This is a genomic window from Streptomyces glaucosporus, from assembly GCF_039533345.1.
Taxonomy (GTDB): Bacteria; Actinomycetota; Actinomycetes; order Streptomycetales; family Streptomycetaceae; genus Streptomyces; species Streptomyces glaucosporus.
In genome coordinates this window covers 22,413-40,096 of sequence record NZ_BAAATJ010000027.1, presented here as the reverse complement: position 1 = coordinate 40,096, position 17,684 = coordinate 22,413, and the positions used below count along the sequence as shown (strand labels likewise).

General features: G+C 74.9%; 18 protein-coding genes. 8 read left to right on the top strand and 10 right to left on the bottom strand.

Going from position 1 to position 17,684, the window contains the following annotated elements; all coding sequences use genetic code 11:
- Nucleotides 1-33 precede the first annotated feature (33 nt).
- A complete protein-coding gene (locus ABD358_RS23250; protein WP_344633067.1) occupies nucleotides 34-681 on the top strand; it encodes a phosphatidylserine decarboxylase in 648 nt (215 codons plus the stop codon).
- 19 nt (nucleotides 682-700) lie between these two features.
- The gene (gene pssA, locus ABD358_RS23245) at nucleotides 701-1,528 is read left to right on the top strand and encodes a CDP-diacylglycerol--serine O-phosphatidyltransferase (protein ID WP_344633105.1); all 828 of its coding nucleotides are present in this window, start codon (nucleotides 701-703) and stop codon (nucleotides 1,526-1,528) included.
- 228 nt (nucleotides 1,529-1,756) lie between these two features.
- Here the strand turns inward: pssA and ABD358_RS23240 are convergent, their stop codons facing one another.
- The 6 genes from ABD358_RS23240 to ABD358_RS23215 all read right to left on the bottom strand — a co-directional run bounded on the left by ABD358_RS23240 (nucleotide 1,757) and on the right by ABD358_RS23215 (nucleotide 8,066).
- Nucleotides 1,757-3,019, bottom strand: a complete 1,263-nt coding sequence (locus ABD358_RS23240) for an ABC transporter substrate-binding protein (RefSeq protein ID WP_344633066.1) — start codon at nucleotides 3,017-3,019, stop codon at nucleotides 1,757-1,759.
- Nucleotides 3,016-4,128 carry a branched-chain amino acid ABC transporter permease gene (locus tag ABD358_RS23235; protein WP_425576401.1) on the bottom strand — a complete coding sequence of 371 codons (1,113 nt, stop codon included), beginning with the start codon at nucleotides 4,126-4,128 and terminating at the stop codon, nucleotides 3,016-3,018. Before ABD358_RS23235 ends, ABD358_RS23240 begins: the two co-directional genes overlap by 4 nt.
- A complete protein-coding gene (locus ABD358_RS23230; RefSeq protein WP_344633065.1) occupies nucleotides 4,121-5,011 on the bottom strand; it encodes a branched-chain amino acid ABC transporter permease in 891 nt (296 codons plus the stop codon). Before ABD358_RS23230 ends, ABD358_RS23235 begins: the two co-directional genes overlap by 8 nt.
- Nucleotides 5,008-5,793: an ABC transporter ATP-binding protein gene (locus ABD358_RS23225; protein WP_344633064.1), complete on the bottom strand. Its 786-nt coding sequence runs from the start codon at nucleotides 5,791-5,793 to the stop codon at nucleotides 5,008-5,010. The genes ABD358_RS23230 and ABD358_RS23225 overlap by 4 nt, the downstream gene beginning before the upstream one ends.
- Complete coding sequence (locus tag ABD358_RS23220) at nucleotides 5,790-6,590, bottom strand: ABC transporter ATP-binding protein (protein ID WP_344633063.1); 801 nt, start codon at nucleotides 6,588-6,590, stop codon at nucleotides 5,790-5,792. The genes ABD358_RS23225 and ABD358_RS23220 overlap by 4 nt, the downstream gene beginning before the upstream one ends.
- Before the next feature lie 327 nt (nucleotides 6,591-6,917).
- Nucleotides 6,918-8,066: a glycerate kinase gene (locus tag ABD358_RS23215; RefSeq protein ID WP_344633062.1), complete on the bottom strand. Its 1,149-nt coding sequence runs from the start codon at nucleotides 8,064-8,066 to the stop codon at nucleotides 6,918-6,920.
- A 151-nt stretch (nucleotides 8,067-8,217) separates the two neighbouring features.
- On the opposite strand from ABD358_RS23215, the gene ABD358_RS23210 reads away from it, so the two are divergent.
- Nucleotides 8,218-9,915, top strand: coding sequence for a BCCT family transporter (locus ABD358_RS23210; RefSeq protein WP_344633061.1), 1,698 nt, complete (start codon nucleotides 8,218-8,220; stop codon nucleotides 9,913-9,915).
- A 100-nt stretch (nucleotides 9,916-10,015) separates the two neighbouring features.
- Here the strand turns inward: ABD358_RS23210 and ABD358_RS23205 are convergent, their stop codons facing one another.
- A complete protein-coding gene (locus ABD358_RS23205; RefSeq protein WP_344633060.1) occupies nucleotides 10,016-10,216 on the bottom strand; it encodes a type II toxin-antitoxin system VapB family antitoxin in 201 nt (66 codons plus the stop codon).
- A gap of 68 nt (nucleotides 10,217-10,284) precedes the next feature.
- On the opposite strand from ABD358_RS23205, the gene ABD358_RS23200 reads away from it, so the two are divergent.
- Both ABD358_RS23200 and ABD358_RS23195 read left to right on the top strand, forming a co-directional pair.
- The gene (locus tag ABD358_RS23200; protein ID WP_344633059.1) at nucleotides 10,285-10,509 is read left to right on the top strand and encodes a hypothetical protein; all 225 of its coding nucleotides are present in this window, start codon (nucleotides 10,285-10,287) and stop codon (nucleotides 10,507-10,509) included.
- Nucleotides 10,510-10,515: 6 nt separating this feature from the next.
- Nucleotides 10,516-11,136: a Clp protease N-terminal domain-containing protein gene (locus ABD358_RS23195; protein WP_344633058.1), complete on the top strand. Its 621-nt coding sequence runs from the start codon at nucleotides 10,516-10,518 to the stop codon at nucleotides 11,134-11,136.
- Between the two features lie 36 nt (nucleotides 11,137-11,172).
- Here ABD358_RS23195 and ABD358_RS23190 read toward each other — a convergent pair whose 3' ends face one another.
- Both ABD358_RS23190 and ABD358_RS23185 read right to left on the bottom strand, forming a co-directional pair.
- Nucleotides 11,173-12,582 carry a phytoene desaturase family protein gene (locus ABD358_RS23190; RefSeq protein WP_344633057.1) on the bottom strand — a complete coding sequence of 470 codons (1,410 nt, stop codon included), beginning with the start codon at nucleotides 12,580-12,582 and terminating at the stop codon, nucleotides 11,173-11,175.
- A 22-nt stretch (nucleotides 12,583-12,604) separates the two neighbouring features.
- Nucleotides 12,605-13,435, bottom strand: a complete 831-nt coding sequence (locus ABD358_RS23185; RefSeq protein ID WP_344633056.1) for an inositol monophosphatase family protein — start codon at nucleotides 13,433-13,435, stop codon at nucleotides 12,605-12,607.
- A 128-nt stretch (nucleotides 13,436-13,563) separates the two neighbouring features.
- Between ABD358_RS23185 and ABD358_RS23180 the strand changes: the two genes are divergently transcribed.
- Nucleotides 13,564-14,322: an SIR2 family NAD-dependent protein deacylase gene (locus tag ABD358_RS23180; RefSeq protein WP_344633055.1), complete on the top strand. Its 759-nt coding sequence runs from the start codon at nucleotides 13,564-13,566 to the stop codon at nucleotides 14,320-14,322.
- A 50-nt stretch (nucleotides 14,323-14,372) separates the two neighbouring features.
- Here the strand turns inward: ABD358_RS23180 and hydA are convergent, their stop codons facing one another.
- The gene (gene hydA, locus ABD358_RS23175; RefSeq protein ID WP_344633054.1) at nucleotides 14,373-15,779 is read right to left on the bottom strand and encodes a dihydropyrimidinase; all 1,407 of its coding nucleotides are present in this window, start codon (nucleotides 15,777-15,779) and stop codon (nucleotides 14,373-14,375) included.
- A 153-nt stretch (nucleotides 15,780-15,932) separates the two neighbouring features.
- Between hydA and ABD358_RS23170 the strand changes: the two genes are divergently transcribed.
- Both ABD358_RS23170 and ABD358_RS23165 read left to right on the top strand, forming a co-directional pair.
- Nucleotides 15,933-16,694, top strand: a complete 762-nt coding sequence (locus ABD358_RS23170; RefSeq protein WP_344633053.1) for a hypothetical protein — start codon at nucleotides 15,933-15,935, stop codon at nucleotides 16,692-16,694.
- 197 nt (nucleotides 16,695-16,891) lie between these two features.
- The gene (locus ABD358_RS23165; RefSeq protein WP_344633052.1) at nucleotides 16,892-17,644 is read left to right on the top strand and encodes a GntR family transcriptional regulator; all 753 of its coding nucleotides are present in this window, start codon (nucleotides 16,892-16,894) and stop codon (nucleotides 17,642-17,644) included.
- Nucleotides 17,645-17,684 lie beyond the last annotated feature (40 nt).

Below are 17,684 nucleotides of genomic sequence, written 5' to 3'. Positions count from 1 at the left end.
TATACGCGGCACCCTCCGCTACGAAGGTCATCAATGCCCCACAGCCCATCCTCTGCACAACGCGGCCGAATCCGTCTCGCGCGCGGAGCATCGCCGTGGCTCCTCCCGACCGTGGCCACCGCCGCCCTCACCCTGGCCCGCGCCAGGCGCTCGAGAGGCGCGGCCGTGGCCGCCGTGCCCGCCACCGCCCTGGCGGCGGGCATGCTGTGGTTCTTCCGCGACCCCGAGCGCGAGATCGCCCAGGGCCGTGTCCTCTCCCCGGCCGACGGCGTGGTGCAGAGCATCATGCCGTGGAAGGACGGACGCACCCGCGTCGCGATCTTCATGAGCCCGCTGAACGTCCACGTCAACCGCGCCCCGCTGGCGGGCACGGTGACGTCCGTCGAGCACGTCCCCGGCGGATTCGTCCCGGCGTTCAACAAGGAGAGCGAGAACAACGAGCGCGTCGTCTGGCACTTCGACACCGAGCTGGGCGACATCGAGATGGTCCAGATCGCCGGCGCCGTGGCCCGGCGGATCGTCCCGTACGTCGAACAGGGCGCCAAGGTCGAGCAGGGCGAGCGGATCGGCCTGATCCGCTTCGGCTCGCGCGTGGACCTCTACCTCCCGGAGGGCGTCGAGGTCGACGTCGAGGTCGGCCAGCCCACCACCGCGGGGGTGACTCGCCTTGACCGTGATTGATCCCGGCAACCGCACCTGGGTGCCCGAGGCGGAGATCGAGGACCCCGCCGAGGAGATGGACGCCATGCCGCTGTCGATGCGGCTGTCGATAGCCGACGCGCTCACCCTCGGCAACGCCACCTGCGGCTTCATGGCGGTGTACTTCACCACCACCGGCGTGCTGATCCCGCACCTGACCGGCAACGGCGACGGCGGCATGGCGCGGCACAGCGCCGCGACCGCCGTGATGCTGATGCTGCTGGCGTCGGTGTTCGACCTCTTCGACGGGCTCGTGGCGCGCAAGCTGCGCAGCTCGGCGATGGGCGCGGAACTCGACAACCTCTCCGACCTGATCAGCTTCGGGCTGGCGCCCGCGTACTTCGTGCTGGTCTGGGGGATGGTCACCAACGACGCGCACCAGGGGGTCTCGGCCCTCGCCGGGATCGTGGTGCTGCTGGCGGTGGTGCTGAGGCTGGCCAGATTCTCCTGCGTCACCCTGCCCAACGGGGTGTTCCAGGGCATGCCCAGCCCCTTCGGTGCGCTGACGGTCGTCTCGATCGTCCTGCTGGAGCTCCCGTTCGTCCCGACGCTGCTGGCGATCGTCGGGGTGGCCTGGCTGATGGTGAGCCGGGTGGAGTACCCCAAGCCGCGCGGCCTGCTGGCCGTGGCGATGCTCGGCTGGATCGTGCTGAGCATGGGCCTGCTGACGGCCTGGGCCTTCGACGCCCCGGGCGGTGAGCTGCTGCTGCAGACCGGCTGCGCGCTCCAGCTCCTGCTGGGCGCGGTGATCCCGCTGTTCGCCACCGCGCGGCGGGTGAACACCTTCCGCGACAACCGCCGCGAGGCGCGGGCGGCGGCCAAGGCGTAGAACCGGGCAGAGGGCGGCCGGTTCCTCTCGGGCGCCGGACGGGTCGTACGGACCTGTCCGGCGCCCGAGGCGTTCTGCTCCGCCTTCCCGGATGCCCCGTGCGGCGGGCGGCACACCCGCCGGGCCGGACGGGCCCCGGGAGGGACGGGCGGGGACGTCGGCGGGCCCGGGCTCCTCCGGCCCGGGCCCGCGGACGCCCGCGCGGCACGGCCCGCGTGCCGCGCCGCCTCACTCCCCGAAGGAGAACGCCCCGGCGTTCCGCGAGACCTCCGCCCCGCGGTGCACCCTCAGGCCCCCCTCGGCCTTCGCGTCGGGCTTGAGGATGAAGCTCTCCCGCGTCGAGGGCAGGTCCGGGTCGGAGAAGTCGTGCCGGATGCCGAAGCCGCCGTCGTAGGAGTCCAGGGAGAGCAGCGCGTCCACCACGCCCCGCCGGGTGAGGTCCTTGTCCTCGCACGCCTGCTTGAGGGCCGCGCCGAAGGCGGAAGCGGCGCTCCAGCCGGCGGCCACGCCGTTGTCGAGGACGTCCTCCGGGTACGCCTCGGCGTACGCCCGGGCGAGCCGGGAGGGCTCCGGCTCCTCCGACCCGATGGGCAGTGTCGAGGCGGCCACGTAGTAGTCCTTCTGCAGGACCTTCCCCGCCTGGGTCCTCAGCAGCTGCGGGGCGAAGGCCGAGTTGTTGCCGACGACGGGCACGTTCAGGCCCCCGGCCGCCGCCACGCCGACCAGGGACGCCGCCTGCCGCGGCCCCGCGCTGACCAGCACGGCCTTCACGCCGGCCTTCCTGAACGCCGCGACCTGGGCGGACATGTCCTCGTCGGTCGGCTTGATCTTCTGCTCGACGATGGTCAGCCCGGCCTTCTCCGCCGCGTACCGGGAGCCCTCCAGGGCGTTCTCGCCGTAGTCGCCCTCGAAGTAGACGTGGCCCACCTTGTCGCCCTCGGAGATCCTCTTCTCCGCCAGGAGGAAGTCGACGGCGTTGACCGTCTCCACGTCGTAGGTCGCGCCGATGGTGCGGATGTACTCGCTGCCGAGCAGGTCCGCGGACCACGCCTGCGGCAGCACCAGCAGCCTGTGCCGGCCGTCGATCCGCTCCTTGACCGCGCTGACGAACGGCGAGCCGAGGAACTGCACGAAGCCGACCACCTCCGGCTGGAGCTCGGTGTAGGCGGGGATGGCCCTGCCCGCGTCGTAGCCGTGGTCGCGGACGGTGAGCTTCAGCTTGCGCCCGCAGATCCCGCCGTCGTCGTTGATCCGCTCGACGTAGAGCTGCTGCGCCTGGGTGACGCTCTTGCCCAGGGAGGCGTAGACCCCGGTCATGTCGGTGAGGGCGCCGATGTGGATGGTGTCGTCCGTGACGCCCTTGTCGGTCCTCACTCCCCCGGCGCCCGTGCCGCCGGAGCCCTTCTCGGCGGCCTTGCCGCTGCATCCGGCGGCGAGGAGGGCGAGGAGGGCGGCGGCCACCGCCGCCGTGCGTGGTGTGCGCATCTTCATGATCTCTCTGCCTCGGCTTTCGTGAGGGGTCCGCGGCGGGCGGCGAGCCGCGCCAGGCCGCCCGGCAGGAACAGCACGACGGCGACGATCGCGGCGCCGTACAGGTAGCGGGACATCTCGCCCGGCGCGATCCCGCCCGTGCCGGGGGCGGAGACCAGGGGCAGGGCCTCGCTGTAGCGGGTGAGGATCTGGGGCAGCAGGGTGACGAAGGCGGCCCCGGCGACGGCTCCCGCGACCGAGCCCAGACCGCCGATGACGATCATGGCCAGGTACTCCAGGGAGAGGACGAGACCGAAGTACTCGGGCACGGTCTGCTGGAAGACCAGGGCCAGCAGCACCCCCGCCAGGCCCGCGTACATCGAGGACAGGACGAAGACCGCCGCCCGGTGACGGGCCACCGGCACGCCCATCACCCCGGCCGCGGTGCGGTGGTCGCGGATGGCGTTCATCGCCCGGCCGGGACGGCCGCGCAGCACCCCGCGGGCGAAGAACGCGCAGCCGGCCAGCAGCACCAGCCCCACGTACCAGAGCTTCTCCATCGCCTGGAACGGCACGGCGGCGACGACGGTCTCGGTGTCGTCGAAGACGAGGCCGAACAGCGACAGCGGCGGCACGGCACGGCCGTTGTAGCCGCCGGTCAGGTCGTGGGCGTTGAACAGCACGTGCTGCCCGACGAAGATCAGCCCCAGGGTGGCGATGCCCAGGTACGCCCCGCTCAGCCGTCCGGCGATCGGGCTGAACGCGCCGCCCGCCGCGCCCGCCAGGAGCACCGCGAGCACCACCGCCAGCCAGCTCGGCAGCCCCAGGCCGGTCAGCTCCCCGTTGCTCCCGTCCCCGGCCAGGACGCAGTAGCCGTAGGCGCCGACGGCGAGGAAGAAGGCGTGGCCCAGGGAGAGCTGGCCGGTGGCGCCGGTCAGCAGGGTCAGTCCGATGGCGCCGATGGCGGCGGCCATGGCCAGCAGCCCGGCCTGGAGCCAGAAGCGGTCGAGGTAGAAGGGCAGGGCGAGCAGCACCAGGCCCCCGGCGGCCGCCGCGTACCCGGCCCGGCGGCGCGCGGGGCGCAGGGCGGGGCGGTCCGGGGCGGGCGGGGCCGTGACGGACTCAGACACGGGACGACTCCCTCGTTCCGAACAGGCCCGCCGGGCGCACCAGCAGGACCAGGAGCATCACCAGGTACGGCGCCAGGTCCCCCACGCCCCGGCCCAGGAAGGCCAGGTCGCTCTGGTAGCCGGTGGCCAGGGACTGGGTGACGCCGACGACCAGCCCGCCCACCAGGGCGCCGGTGGTGGAGTCCAGGCCGCCCAGGATCGCGGCGGGGAACGCCTTCAGCGCCGCCATGGAGGTGCCGCGCTCCAGCCCCGGGGTGGGGAAGACGGCCAGGAAGAGGGCGGCCACCGTGGCCAGCCCGCCCGCCACGGCCCAGGCCGACAGCGAGACCCGGCCCAGCCGGATGCCCATCAGCGCCGCGGTCTCCGGGTGCTCGGCCACCGCGCGCGTCGCCACGCCCCAGGAGGTGAAGCGGAACGCGAGGAGGAAGGCGGTGATGACCAGAGCGGCGGTGACGAACGCGGCCACCCGGGTGTGCGGGACGCTGATCCCGCCGACGGTGAGCACCCCGTCGCCCCACGGGTCGCCCATGGGGTGGACGCGGGAGCCGATCCGCCGGGTCAGCTCGGCGAGCAGGACGATGTCGACGCCGATGGTGACGATGGCGAGCACGCCGTGGTCGCGTCCGCGGCAGCGGCGGATCACCAGGAACTCGATCAGCGCGCCCAGCAGCGCGGCGCCGGCGACGCCGGCCAGCAGGGCGGGCCAGAAGCCGATGTCGTCGGAGAGCACGGCGGTGACGTAGCCGCCGGCCAGCAGCAGGGAGGCGTGGGCGAAGTTCACCACCCCGGTCGCCCTGAAGACGATCACGAAGCCGAGGGCGATCAGGGCGTGGACCGCGCCGATGGACAGCCCGTTGAGCAGCAGTTCCGCGAAGGTCGTCACGCCGCCTCCTGCCGGCCGAGGTAGGCGCGGACGACCGCCGGGTCGCGCTGCACCTGTTCGGGCGTGCCGCCGGCGATCCGCCGGCCGAAGTCGAGCACGGTCACCGCGTCCGCGAGCCGCATCACCACCCCCATGTCGTGTTCCACCAGGACGATCGAGATGCCGAGCCCGTCGCGGACGCCCGCGATGAGCGAGGCGGTGCGGCGGCGCTCCTCGGCGGTCATGCCGGCCACCGGCTCGTCGAGCAGCAGCACCCGGGGTTCCGCGCACAGCGCGCGGCCGAGCTCCACGAGCTTCTGCAGCCCGTAGGGCAGCGTCCCGGCCGGGCGGCCGAGGTGCTCCTCCAGGCCGGTGAAGGCGGCGATCTCCCGGACCCGTTCGCGGTGCCGGGCCTCCTCGCGGGCGGCCGAGGGGAGCCGGAGCCCGGCGGCCAGGAACCCGGCCCGGGTCAGCCGGTGGCGTCCCAGCATCAGGTTGTCGGCGACCGTGGCGTGCGGGGAGAGCGCGATGTTCTGGAAGGTGCGGGCCACGCCCCGGGCGGTGATCCCGTGCGGGGGCAGGCCGGTCAGCTCCTCGTCGCCGAGGCGGACGCTGCCGAAGGTCGCGCGGTGGACGCCGGAGAGGACGTTGAAGGTGGTGGACTTCCCCGCGCCGTTGGGCCCGATGACCGCGTGGACGCTGCCGGGTTCGACGGTGAAGGAGACGCCGTCCAGCGCGGTGAGCCCGGCGAAGCGCACGGTCAGGTCGCGTACCCGCAGCGGCGGGACGTCCGGGGCCGTCACGCCGTCCACCTGCGCAGGGCGGGGGCGGCGGGGGCGGGCGTGCCCGGACCGGCCGTGTCGTCGGCGATCCCCAGGTAGCGGCGGCGCACCTCGTCGGAGGCGGCGAGCTCGTCCGCGGGGCCGGACAGGGCCACCTCGCCGACCTCCAGGACCACCGCCGACGAGGCCAGCCGCAGCGCGATCGCCGCGTTCTGCTCCACCAGCAGCACCGAGGTGCCCTGGGCGTTGATCTCCCGTACGGTCCCGGCGATCCGGTCGGCCATCAGCGGGGCCAGGCCCAGCGAGGGCTCGTCCAGGAGCAGCAGCCTGGGGCGGGCCATCAGCGCGCGGCCCATCGCCAGCATCTGCTGCTCGCCGCCGGAGAGGAGCCCGGCCCTCTGGTGCGCCCGGTCGGCCAGCACCGGGAACAGTTCGTGGACCCGCTCCCTGGCCTCCGCCGCGGCGCGGCGGCCCCCGCGAGCGCCCAGGGCGCCGGCGCGGAGGTTGTCGGCCACCGTCATCCGGGCGAACACCTGCCGCCCCTCGGGCACCTGCACCACCCCGGCGGCCACCACCTCGGCGGGGGTGAGGCCGTCCAGGCGCCGCCCGGCGAAGGCGATCGTGCCGGAGCCGATCGTCCCGCCGTGGAAGCGCAGGGTGCGCGAGACGGCCCGCAGCAGGGTCGTCTTGCCGGCGCCGTTGCCGCCGAGGACGGCGACCACCGCGCCCTCGGGTACGTCCACGGAGACCCCGCTCAGCGCCCGTACCGGGCCGTAGCCCACGGACACCCCCCGGACCTCCAGCGAAGCGGCCGTCATCGGCCCTCCTCCCCACTCCGTCCGCCCCCGGCGGGCCTCCGCCGGGGATCTCGGCGCTCACCCCAGCACCGGCCGGGGCCGCCGTCCACGGCCGCCGGCCGGATCCGCTGCCCGTGACCAGAGGTGCGCGGGCCGGGCTGTGCACCGGCACAGCGGAAGCAGCGGCTCCGCCGTGGGCGGGCCGGGCGATTCGGGCGGGTCCGGACGGTCCGGGCGGTCCGGGTCGCTTCGGGGGCGCGACGCGCCGGAGCCCGGACCACGGGGGTGGTCCGGGCTCCGGTACTGCTCCGGGGTTTCCTTCCGGCGGGGCGCCGGGTCAGCGGCGGCTCACAGCCGCTCGGCCGCCAGCCGCTCGGCGACCCGCTCCAGCAGGGGGCCGGCCTGCGCCATGCAGACGGCCGGGTCCGGTTCGACGTCGGTGAGCGCGTAGGCCGCCTCGATCCCGGCGGCGCGCAGCTCGTCCTCGCCGATGGCCAGGCGTCCGCACACCGCGACCGTGCGGCGGCCCGCCCGGCGCGCGGCGGCGGCCACCCCGGCGGGGGCCTTGCCGCGCAGGGTCTGGGAGTCCAGCGAGCCCTCGCCGGTGATCACCAGGTCGGCGCGGTCCAGGGCGGCGCCGAAGCCCAGCACCTCCATCAGCACCTCGATGCCGGGCCGGAAGTCCGCGTCCAGGGCGACCAGCGCCCCGTAGCCGACGCCGCCGGCCGCGCCCGCGCCGGGCCGCTCCGCGCACCGGGCGGCGTGCGGGCCGAGGACCGCCTCCAGCACCCGGACGTAGTGGGCGAGCGCGGCGTCCAGGGCGGCGACGTCCTCGGGTCCGGCGCCCTTCTGCGGGCCGTAGACGGCCGCGGCGCCCGCCGGTCCGGTGAGCGGGTTGTCGACGTCGCTCGCCAGGACGATCCGGGTGTCCTTCAGCCTCGGGTCCAGGCCGGTCAGGTCCGCCGTGGCCAGCTCGCGCAGCGGTCCGCCGCCCGGTCCGACCGGCCTGCCGTGCCCGTCGAGGAAGCGGGCGCCGAGCGCGGCGAGCATCCCCGCGCCGCCGTCGGTCGTCGCCGATCCGCCGACGCCGAGGACGATGGTGTGCGCGCCCGCGTCCAGGGCGGCGAGCAGCAGTTCCCCCGTGCCGTACGTGGTGGCCGACATCGGGGCGAGGACGCCGGCGGGCAGTTTCTGGAGGCCGGACGCCTGGGCCATCTCCACCACGGCGGTGCCGTCCCGCAGCGCGTAGGAGGCGGTGACCGCCTTGCCGATCGGCCCGGTGACCGCCGTCTGGCGGAGGGCGAAGCCCCCGGCGACCGCCGCCGCGACGGTGCCGTCGCCGCCGTCGGCGACGGGCAGCGCCTCGACCGCCGCTCCGGGGCGAACGCGGCGGAGTCCGGCCGTCACGTGCTCGGCGACCTCCACGGCGGTGAGGGAGCCCTTGAACTTGTCCGCGGCGATCAGCACGCGGCCTGTCTCGGTGTGTGTTCCGTCCACAGCGTCTCTCTTGTTCTCGAACAGGCTGTCGCGCCGCCTTGACCCTACCGATTGCCGGGCAGACGGGACCACGGCACGCCACGGGCGTCTCCCGCCGCGTCCGGCGTGCCCGCACGGCGAAAGACAACGAACCACCCCATAGTGAGACGATATGAGCACCGATGTGACCACCCCCTCACCAGGCCCAGAGCCGGAGACCGCCCGCGAGGACCCGCCGCCGGACACCAAGGTGATCGCCATCGGTGTGGCGGCGGTGCTGGCCGTGGTCGCCTGGGCCGCCCTCGGCACGGACTCCTTCTCCACGGCGTCCGGCGCCGCCCTGGACTGGGTGCTGGACAACTTCGGCTGGCTGTTCACCCTGGCCGCCAACCTCTTCCTGGTGCTGTGCGCGGTGTTCGCGGCCAGCCGCTTCGGCCGGATCAGGCTGGGCAGGGACACCGACAGGCCGGAGTTCGGCAACCTCGCGTGGATCGCGATGATGTTCAGCGCCGGCATGGGCATCGGCCTGATGTTCTACGGCGTCGGCGAGCCGCTGACGTACTACGTGGAGCCGCCCCCCTTCGGGGACATCGAGAGCGGCAGCGGCGCCGCCGAGCGCACCGCGCTGGAGTACTCCTTCTTCCACTGGACGCTGCACCCCTGGGCGATCTACGGCGTGGCCGGCCTCGGCCTGGCGTACGCGACCTTCCGCAAGGGGCGCGGCAACCGCGTCAGCTCGGTCTTCGTCCCGCTCATCGGCGAGCGCCGCGCGAACGGCTGGCCCGGCCGCCTCATCGACCTGCTGGCCGTCTTCGCCACCGTCTTCGGCACGGCGACCAGCCTGGGCCTGGGAGCCCTCCAGGTGGCCAAGGGCCTCGACCTCACCGTCGGCTGGGAGGACACCAGGGAGCTCGAACTGCTGATCATCGCGGTGCTGTCGGCCGCGTTCGTGCTCTCGGCCTTCTCCGGGCTGCACCGGGGCATCAAGTGGCTCAGCAACCTGAACGTCGGGCTCGCCGCGGCCCTGATGCTCTTCGTCTTCCTCCTCGGCCCGACGGTGTTCATCCTCGACGCGATCCCGGCCGGGGTCGGCGCCTACCTCCAGGACCTGGTCGTGCTCTCCTCCCGGACCGGCGCCTTCGGCAACAAGGAGTGGCTGGGCACCTGGACGATCTTCTACTGGGCGTGGTGGCTGTCGTGGGCCCCGTTCGTGGGCACCTTCATCGCCCGCATCTCCCGCGGCCGCACCGTCCGCGAGTTCCTCGTCGGCGTGCTGCTCGTGCCCAGCGGGGCCACGATCGTCTGGTTCTGCGTGATGGGCGGCAGCACCATGCGGCTGGACGCCACCGGCGAGGCCGACCTGGCCGGAAAGCTGGCGGACGGCGTGGAGGCGTCGCTGTTCGGGCTGCTGGACGCGCTGCCGCTGTCCGCGGTCACCTCGGTGATCGCGATGGTCCTGGTGATGACCTACTTCATCACCAGCGCCGACTCCGCCTCCCTGGTGATGGGCTCGCTGACCTCCGGCGGCGCCCTCCACCCGCGGAGCTGGCTGGTCGTCACCTGGGGCGTGCTGATGGCGGCGGTGGCCGCCGTGCTGCTGGTGGCGGGGGGCCTGGACGGCCTCAAGGCGGGGACGATCCTGGTGGCCCTGCCGTTCGCACTGGTGATGATCGCGCTGTGCTGGGCGCTGGCGAAGGAGCTGCGCGAGGACCCCGGCGCCGGGCCGCCGCGCCACCACCCGCTGTACGGGGTGCGCGACGCCGTCCGGCGGATGGTCGGCGAGGCCATCGGCGAGCACACCGCCCGCAGCCACCGGTGGCCGCGGCGGGACGGGGACGGGCCGCCCCCGAAGGCGTCCGGGAGCCGGTGAGGAGGGGCCGCGGGGCCGACTGCCGGCTCCCGGGTCCGTCCCGCTCCGGGCGGGCGGCTCCCGGGCGCACCGCGCGGTGCGCCCGGGAGCCGCCCGGGGCTCAGCCCTCCTCGATCCGGGGCTTGGCGTCGATCTCCCTCAGCCGCGCGTCCGCCTCCCCGGTGCGCTCCTCCGTGCGGTGGCCGCGGGCCACGTAGTCGCGCACCACCGCCTCGACGGCGTCGCGCGGATTGCCGATCCCGGCCAGCACCATGACCTCGACGACCAGTTCCGCGTCGAGCGCGATCTCCACCTTCGCCATGCCCGTACCCACCCCTCTCTCGTCAACCGGGGTTGACACCCCCCGGCGTGTCACCTTAGGTTGACACCATGGCCGGATCGGATGCAAGGGAAGCGGTCGACACCGCGGAGGCCGCCATGGACCGCGATCCCCGCGTGGGGCTGCGGGCGGTCGCCGCGCTGCGGCGGCTGGTGGAACGACTGGAAGCGCTGCAGGTGGACAACGCGCGCAGGCAGGGCTGGTCCTGGGAGGAGATCGGGGCCGCCCTCGGAGTCAGCAGGCAGGCCGTGCACAAGAAGCACGCCAGGAGGTAGGCGGGGATGTTCGAGAGGTTCACCCGGCAGGCCCGCACCACGGTGGTGGGGGCGCAGGTGGAGGCCCGCAGGCTCGGGCACGACTGGATCGGCACCGAGCACCTGCTCATCGCCGTGCTGCGGCGGCCGGACGAGCCGGGCGCGGCGACACTGGCCCGGCTGGGCGTCGACGCGGAGGCGGCACGGGCGGCCGTGGAGCGGCTGACGGACCGGAGCGGGGACGGGATCGGCGAGGAGGACGCGGAGGCGCTGCGGGCGCTGGGCATCGACCTGGAGGAGGTGCGGCGCCGGGCTGAGAAGGCCTTCGGCCCCGGCGCGCTGGACCGGACGCCGGAGCCGCCGCGGGAGCGGCGCGGGCTGCGCTCCGTCCTGCCCTTCCGGCGCGGCGGCCGGGACCGGCGGCGCGACCAGGGCCACATCCCCTTCACGCCGCGCGCCAAGAAGGCGCTGGAGCTGTCCCTGCGCGAGGCGCTCGCGCTGAAGGACGGTCACGTCGGCTGCGAGCACGTGGTGCTGGGGCTGCTGCGCTCCGACGACCGGGTCACCGGCGACCTGTTCGCCCGGCTGGGCCTGGAGCCCGAGGCCGTGCGCTCCCAGGTCATCGCCGATCTGCGCCGCGCCGCGTAGGCCGGCGCCCGGCGCGCCGCGCGCGGACGCTCACGCTCAGCCCGCCTCGCGCAGGCGCCGCCAGACCGCCTTCGCCGCGTTGTGCCCGGACATGCCGTGGACGCCCGGCCCCGGCCAGGTCGCCGACGAGCACAGGTAGACGGCCGGGTGGCGGGTGGCGTACGGGACGCGGGCGAGCTTGGGCCGCAGCAGGGTCTGGAGTCCGCTGAAGGCGCCGCAGGCGATGTCGCCGCCGACGTAGTTGGCGTTGCGGACGGCCAGTTCGGGCGGGCCCGCGGTGGCACGGGCCAGCACCAGGTCGCGGAAGCCGGGCGCGAAGCGCTCGATCTGCCGCTCGATCGCCTCGGTGGCGTCCCCGCTCCAGCCGCGCGGCACATGGCCGTAGGCCCAGAAGACGTGCTTGCCCTCCGGCGCCCGGGAGGGGTCCACCAGGGTGGGCTGGGCGGTGATCAGGAAGGGCGTCCGCGGCTGCTCGCCCCCGACGGCGGCGCGCAGCGCGGCGTCGATCTCGCGGCTGGACGGGCCGAGGTGGACGGTCCCGGCCCGGCGGGCGTCCTCGGAGGTCCACGGGACGGGCCCGTCCAGGGCATAGTCGATCTTGAAGACGGCGGCGCCGTACCGGAAGCGGCGGTAGGCGTCGCCCAGCCCGGCGATGCGGGCCAGCGCGGTGGGCGAGGTGTCGAAGACGTAGGCGCGGGCGGGCGGCAGCTCGTCCAGCCGCCTCACCTCCACCCCGGTGTGGATCTCGCCCCCCAGGTCGCGCAGGTACGCGGCGAGCGCGTCGGAGAGGGACTGGGAGCCGCCGCGCGGCAGCGGCCAGCCGACCTCGTGCGCGGCCAGCGCGAAGACCAGGGCGATGCCGCCGGTGGCCAGTGAGGTGGGCGCCCCGATGGCGTGGGCGGCCAGGCCGAACAGCAGCGCGCGGGCCCTGTCGTCGCGGAAGCGGCGCGCCAGCCAGTCCACCGGCTGGAGGCCCAGCGCGCCGAAGCGGGCCAGGGTGACCGGGTCGCGGGGCAGCCCGTCCCAGGGCACCTTGAAGAACTCCGGGATCAGGGTGTGCCAGCGCCCCAGGAACGGCGCCGTCAGCCGCCGGTACGTCCCCGCGTCGCGCGGCCCGAACGAGGCGGCCGTCTCGGCCGCGGACCGGGACAGCAGCCCGGCCGTCCCGTCGGGGAAGGGGTGGGCCATGGGCAGTTCGGGGTGGAGCCACTCCAGTCCGTACCGGTCCAGCGGCATGGCGGAGAAGGCGGGCGAGCCGACGCCCAGGGGGTGGACTGCCGAGCAGGGGTCGTGCCGGAAGCCGGGGAGGGTCAGCTCCTCGGTGCGCGCCCCTCCCCCTACCGTCTCCCCCGCCTCGAACAGCTCGACGGAGAACCCCCGCCTGGCCAGTTCCACGGCGGCGGTCAGCCCGTTCGGCCCGGCCCCCACCACGACCGCGTCTCGCATCGACGGCACCTTGGATCTCCCCTCACCCTCGAGGCCGGCCGGCAGAGGCCAGTAGGGAGAGGATACGACGCACCGTCACCTCGTCCCGGGCGGCCGTGAAGGGCAGGGCGTTGCCGCCGGCGAGGCGGAACGGCTCACCGGTCAGCGTGGCGTGGCCGCCGCCCGCCTCGGCCACCAGCAGCAGGCCGGCGGCGTGGTCCCAGGCGTTCTCCCATGAGAACGCCACCGCGTCCAGCGCTCCGCGCGCCACGTTCAGGTACTCCAGCCCCGCCGAGCCGCACGGCCGCGGCGCGACCCCCTCGGTGTCCAGGGCGAGCAGGGCCCGCTTCTGCTCGTCGGTGGTGAAGTCCGGGTGGGAGCAGGCGACCTCCAGCACCGCGTCCGGCGCGGGACCGCCGGAGCGCAGCGCCTCGCCGTTCAGGTACGCCCCCTCGCCGCGCCGGGCGACGGCCAGCTCCCCGCGGGCCGGGGCGTACGTCCAGGAGGCCAGCAGCTCGCCGCCGTGGGCGAGGGCCACCAGGGTGCAGAAGCCCGGGTCGCCGTGGACGAACTGCCGGGTGCCGTCCACCGGGTCCACGATCCACACCGGGGCGTCGCCGCTCAGCGCCCGGTACGTCGCCGGGCTGGCGTGCACCGCCTCCTCGCCGACGACCACCGAGCCGGGCAGCAGGGCGGTCAGGTCGGCCGTCAGCCGCTCCTCGGCGCGGTGGTCGGCGACGGTGACCAGGTCGTGCGGGCCGGTCTTCTGCACCACCTCGTCCGTGGCGAGCTGCCGCCAGCGGGGCAGGACCTCCTTCTCCGCCGCCTCGCGGACCGCCTCCTCGACTGCCGTCACCAACGCGTCATTGATCATCCCCCCATGGAAGCACGCCGGGCGGCCCTCCCGCCGGACGGCGGACGACGGCGGGGTGAACGGGCGGCGCCGGGTCCGGGCCGGAAAACGCGGTCGAGGCCGGGGGTCCGCTGCGTAGGCTCGGGCACATGAGCACGGACGGCACGGACGCGGCGAGAAGCCGGAAGCCCCTGGTGGCGATCCTCAGCGGCGCGGGGATCTCCACGGACTCCGGGATCCCCGACTACCGGGGTCCCGACGGGGTGTGGCGCAAGGACCCCGACGCCGAGAAGCTCGTCACCTACTCGTACTACATGTCGGATCCGGAGATCCGCCGCCGCTCCTGGCGGATGCGGCTGGAGGGCCCGGCGCTGCGGGCGAGGCCCAATGTCGCGCACGAGGCGGTGGTGCGGCTGGAGCGGTCCGGGGTGCCGGTCCGGGTGATCACGCAGAACGTGGACGGGCTCCACCAGATGGCCGGGATGCCCGACCGCAAGGTGCTGGAGCTCCACGGCACCGCGCGGGCCGTGGTGTGCACCCGGTGCCACGCCCGGTCGGGGATGGAGGCGGCGCTGGAACGGGTGCGGGCGGGGGTCCCGGACCCGGAGTGCGACCGGTGCGGCGGCATCCTGAAGTCGGCCACCGTGATGTTCGGGGAGGCGCTGGACCCGATGGTGCTCGCGGAGGCGGTGTCCATCGCCAAGGCGTGCGAGGTGTTCGTCGCGGTCGGCACCAGCCTCCAGGTCCAGCCCGCCGCCTCGCTCGCCGGGATCGCGGCCGAGCACGGCGCCCGCCTGCTGATCGTCAACGCCGAGCCCACCCCGTACGACCCGCTCGCCGAGCGGGTGGTCCGCGAGCCGATCGGGCGGGCGCTGCCGGCGCTGCTGGAGGAGCTGGCGGAGGGCTGACGCCCCTCCCCCGCCCGGCAGGCCCGTCGTCCCCGCCCGTCGGTCCGGCGTCAGTCCGCGCGGCCGCAGGTGCCGCGCGGCAGGAAGCGGCCCTGTCCGGCGCGCCCGACGTACTCGCCGCGGTCGACGACCGCCTCGCCGCGCACCAGGACGGTCTCGGCCCGGCCCGTGACGCGCATGCCCTCGTAGACGGAGTGGTCGACGTTCATGTGGTGGGTGGCGGCCGAGATGGTGTGCTCGGCGGCCGGGTCGTAGACCACCACGTCGGCGTCCGTGCCGGGGGCGAGGGTGCCCTTCCGCCCGGCCAGGCCGAACATCCGCGCCGGGGCGGCGCAGGCCAGCTCGATCCAGCGGCGGCGGGAGATGCGCCCGGTCACCACGCCCTGGTGGAGCAGGTCCATCCGGTGCTCGATGCCCGGCAGCCCGCCGGGGATGCGGGTGAAGTCGCCGCGGCCCTGCTCCTTCTGCCCGGCGAGGTTGAAGGGGCAGTGGTCGGTGGAGACCACCTGGAGGTCGCCGGTGCGCAGTGCCCGCCACAGGGCGTCCTGGTGGCCCTCCTCCCGGGGGCGCAGCGGGGTGGTGCAGACGTACTTGGCGCCCTCGAAGCCGGGCCGGGCGAGGTCGGCGGCGGAGAGGAAGAGGTACTGCGGGCAGGTCTCGCCGTGGACCGGCAGCCCCAGGTCGCGGGCCGCCACCAGCTCCTCCACGGCCTGCCGCGCCGAGACGTGCACCACGTACAGCGGCGCCCCGGCGACGCGGGCGAGCTGGACCGCGCGGTGGACGGCCTCGGCCTCCAGCAGGGGGTGGCGCACCTCGGCGTGGTGGCGGGGCGCGGTGCGCCCGGCGGCGAGGGACTGGGCGGCCAGGACGTCGACGGCGGCGCCGTTCTCGGCGTGCACCATGACCAGGGCCCCGTTGCCGGCGGCGCGCTGGAGGGCGAGGAGGATCCGCCCGTCGTCGCCGTGGTGGACGCCCGGGTGCGTCATGCACAGCCGGAAGGAGGTGATGCCCTCCTCCACCAGCAGGTCCATCTCCTTCAGGGTGTCCTCGCGGACGTCGGAGAGGACCATGTGGAAGGCGTAGTCGACGGCGCACTGCCCGTCGGCCTTGGTGTGCCACAGGTCCAGCCCCTCCCGCAGGCCGCGGCCGCGGCCCTGGACGGCGAAGTCCACGACGGTGGTGGTGCCGCCCCAGGCCGCCGCGCGGGTGCCGGTGGCGAAGGTGTCGGCGGAGAAGGTGCCGCCCGAGGGGAAGTCCAGGTGGGTGTGGACGTCGACGCCGCCGGGGACGACGTACCGGCCGGTGGCGTCGATGACGCGGTCGGCCGTCCAGCCCTTGGCGCAGGCGCTGCCGTGCGCGGCCAGGGCGGCGATCCGCGGCCCCTCGATCAGGACGTCGGCGTACAGCTCCTCGGCGGCGGTGACGACGAGTCCGCCGCGGACGACGGTACGGCCCATGCGTCCATCTCCTCCGGGTCCGCGCCGTGGTGGTCCCGAGTGCGACCGTAGGCCCGGCCGTCCTCCGCGGCAACCCGGGCGCCGCCGGACCGGCGACCCCCAACCTGTCATGCACCGGACGGAAGTCCGCGCGCGCCGCTACGCTTCCGCCCCATGGACGACAACCTGCGCGAGATCGTGCTGGGCGTGCTCGCGGCCGGCGTCACCACCTCGCTCGGCTGGTTCGGCCGCACCTACCTGTGGCACCGCCGGCTCCGCCGCACCCGGCGCTTCCTCGGGCTGCCGCCCCACTCCGAGTGCCTGCTGGTGGTCGGCCGCAAGGCCAGTGCCGGAGAGGGCACGGTGTCCCGCGACGACGCCTTCGCGCTGCTGGAGCTGTCCGCGCTGATCAAGGACTGCGGCGCGCACGCGCAGGTGCTGTCCCACGACACCGTCCGGCAGGGCATCGGCGAGCGCACCGAGTTCTGCATCGGCGGTCCCGGTTCGAACCGCCGCGCCGCGGCCCACCTCCACTCCCTGCTGCCGGGGGTCCGGGTGAACACCGACGCCGAACCGGGCCCGGACCAGGCGTCGTTCACCGTCGGCGGCGAGCGCCACCGCATGGAGAAGGGGTCGGTGGAGTACGCCCTCCTGGCCCGGCTCACCGCGGGCGAGGGCACCCATCCGGTCTTCGTCGTCTGCGGCCAGCGGGCCGTCGCCAACCAGGCCGCCGCCCGCTACCTCGCCCGCCACCACGCCCGGCTGGCCCGCAGGTACGGCGTGGACGGCGTCTTCTGCCTGCTGCTGAGGGTCGTCAACTCCCAGGCGTACGGCCCCGACGTCGTCGAACTCGTCGCCGACGTCACCCAGGCCGCCACCAGCCCGCAGGCCCCGCCGCAGGGCACGGGCGGCGGGAGACGCCGCGCCCGGAACTGACGGGGACCGAGGACGGTGAAGTCCCGCCGTACGGCGGGGAACCGCGGCGGGACTTCGCGCTGATGCGCCGGTGATGCCGCCGGCGGCGTCACCCAGGGCGGAATCCCGCCTTCTACCCTGTTGAGCCAGGTACTGACCCAGGTGCGAACGACCACTCCCCGTACCCGGTGCAGGCGGCAGCACGGAGAGGAGTCCCTATGGGCGAGAGCAGGCCGGTCTACCAGCGGATAGCCGACGACCTCAGGCAGCAGATCGACGAGGGCGTCCTGGCCGTGGGCGCCCGGATCCCGTCCCGCTCCGAGCTGAAACGCACCTACGCCGCCAGCGACCAGACCGTGGACCGGGCGGTGCGCGTGCTCAAGGCCGCGGGCTACGCGGAGGGGCAGTTCGGGCGCGGGGTGTTCGTCACCGACCGCCGCCCCCTGGGGAACCTGCTGCGGACGCCGGAGACGGCGGACTCCCCGTTCGCCGCCCGGATCAGCACCGGCGCCGCCACGACGCCGCTGCTGTGGGAGGCCACCTCCGCCACCACGGTCGCCCCGCCGCGGATCGCCGAGCGGCTGGGGATCGCCGCGGGCGACCGCGTGATGTGCACCCAGTACGAGTACCTCGCCGACCGGCGCCCCCTCCAGCTCGCCACGAGCTGGGAGCCCCTGGCGCTCACCGAGGGCACCGACGTGGTCTTCCCCGAGCGCGGCCCCTACGCCCGGCGCGGCGTGCGGGAGCGGTTCGCGGCCATCGGGGTACGGGTGGTGGAGGCCACCGAGCTGGTGGGTTCGCGCCCGGCTACCACGGCGGAGTCGGAGACGCTGGGCTGCTCGCCGGGGCAGTGCGTGACGGTCATCGAGCGCACGCACCGCGCGGCGGACGGCCGGGCCGTGGAGACCTCCGACATCGTGGTGCGCGCGGACCGCTGGCGGCTGGAGTACCGGATCGCCTTCGCCGACTGACGCCCCGCCGGCGCCCCCGCCGCGGCCGCCCGTCCGTCCG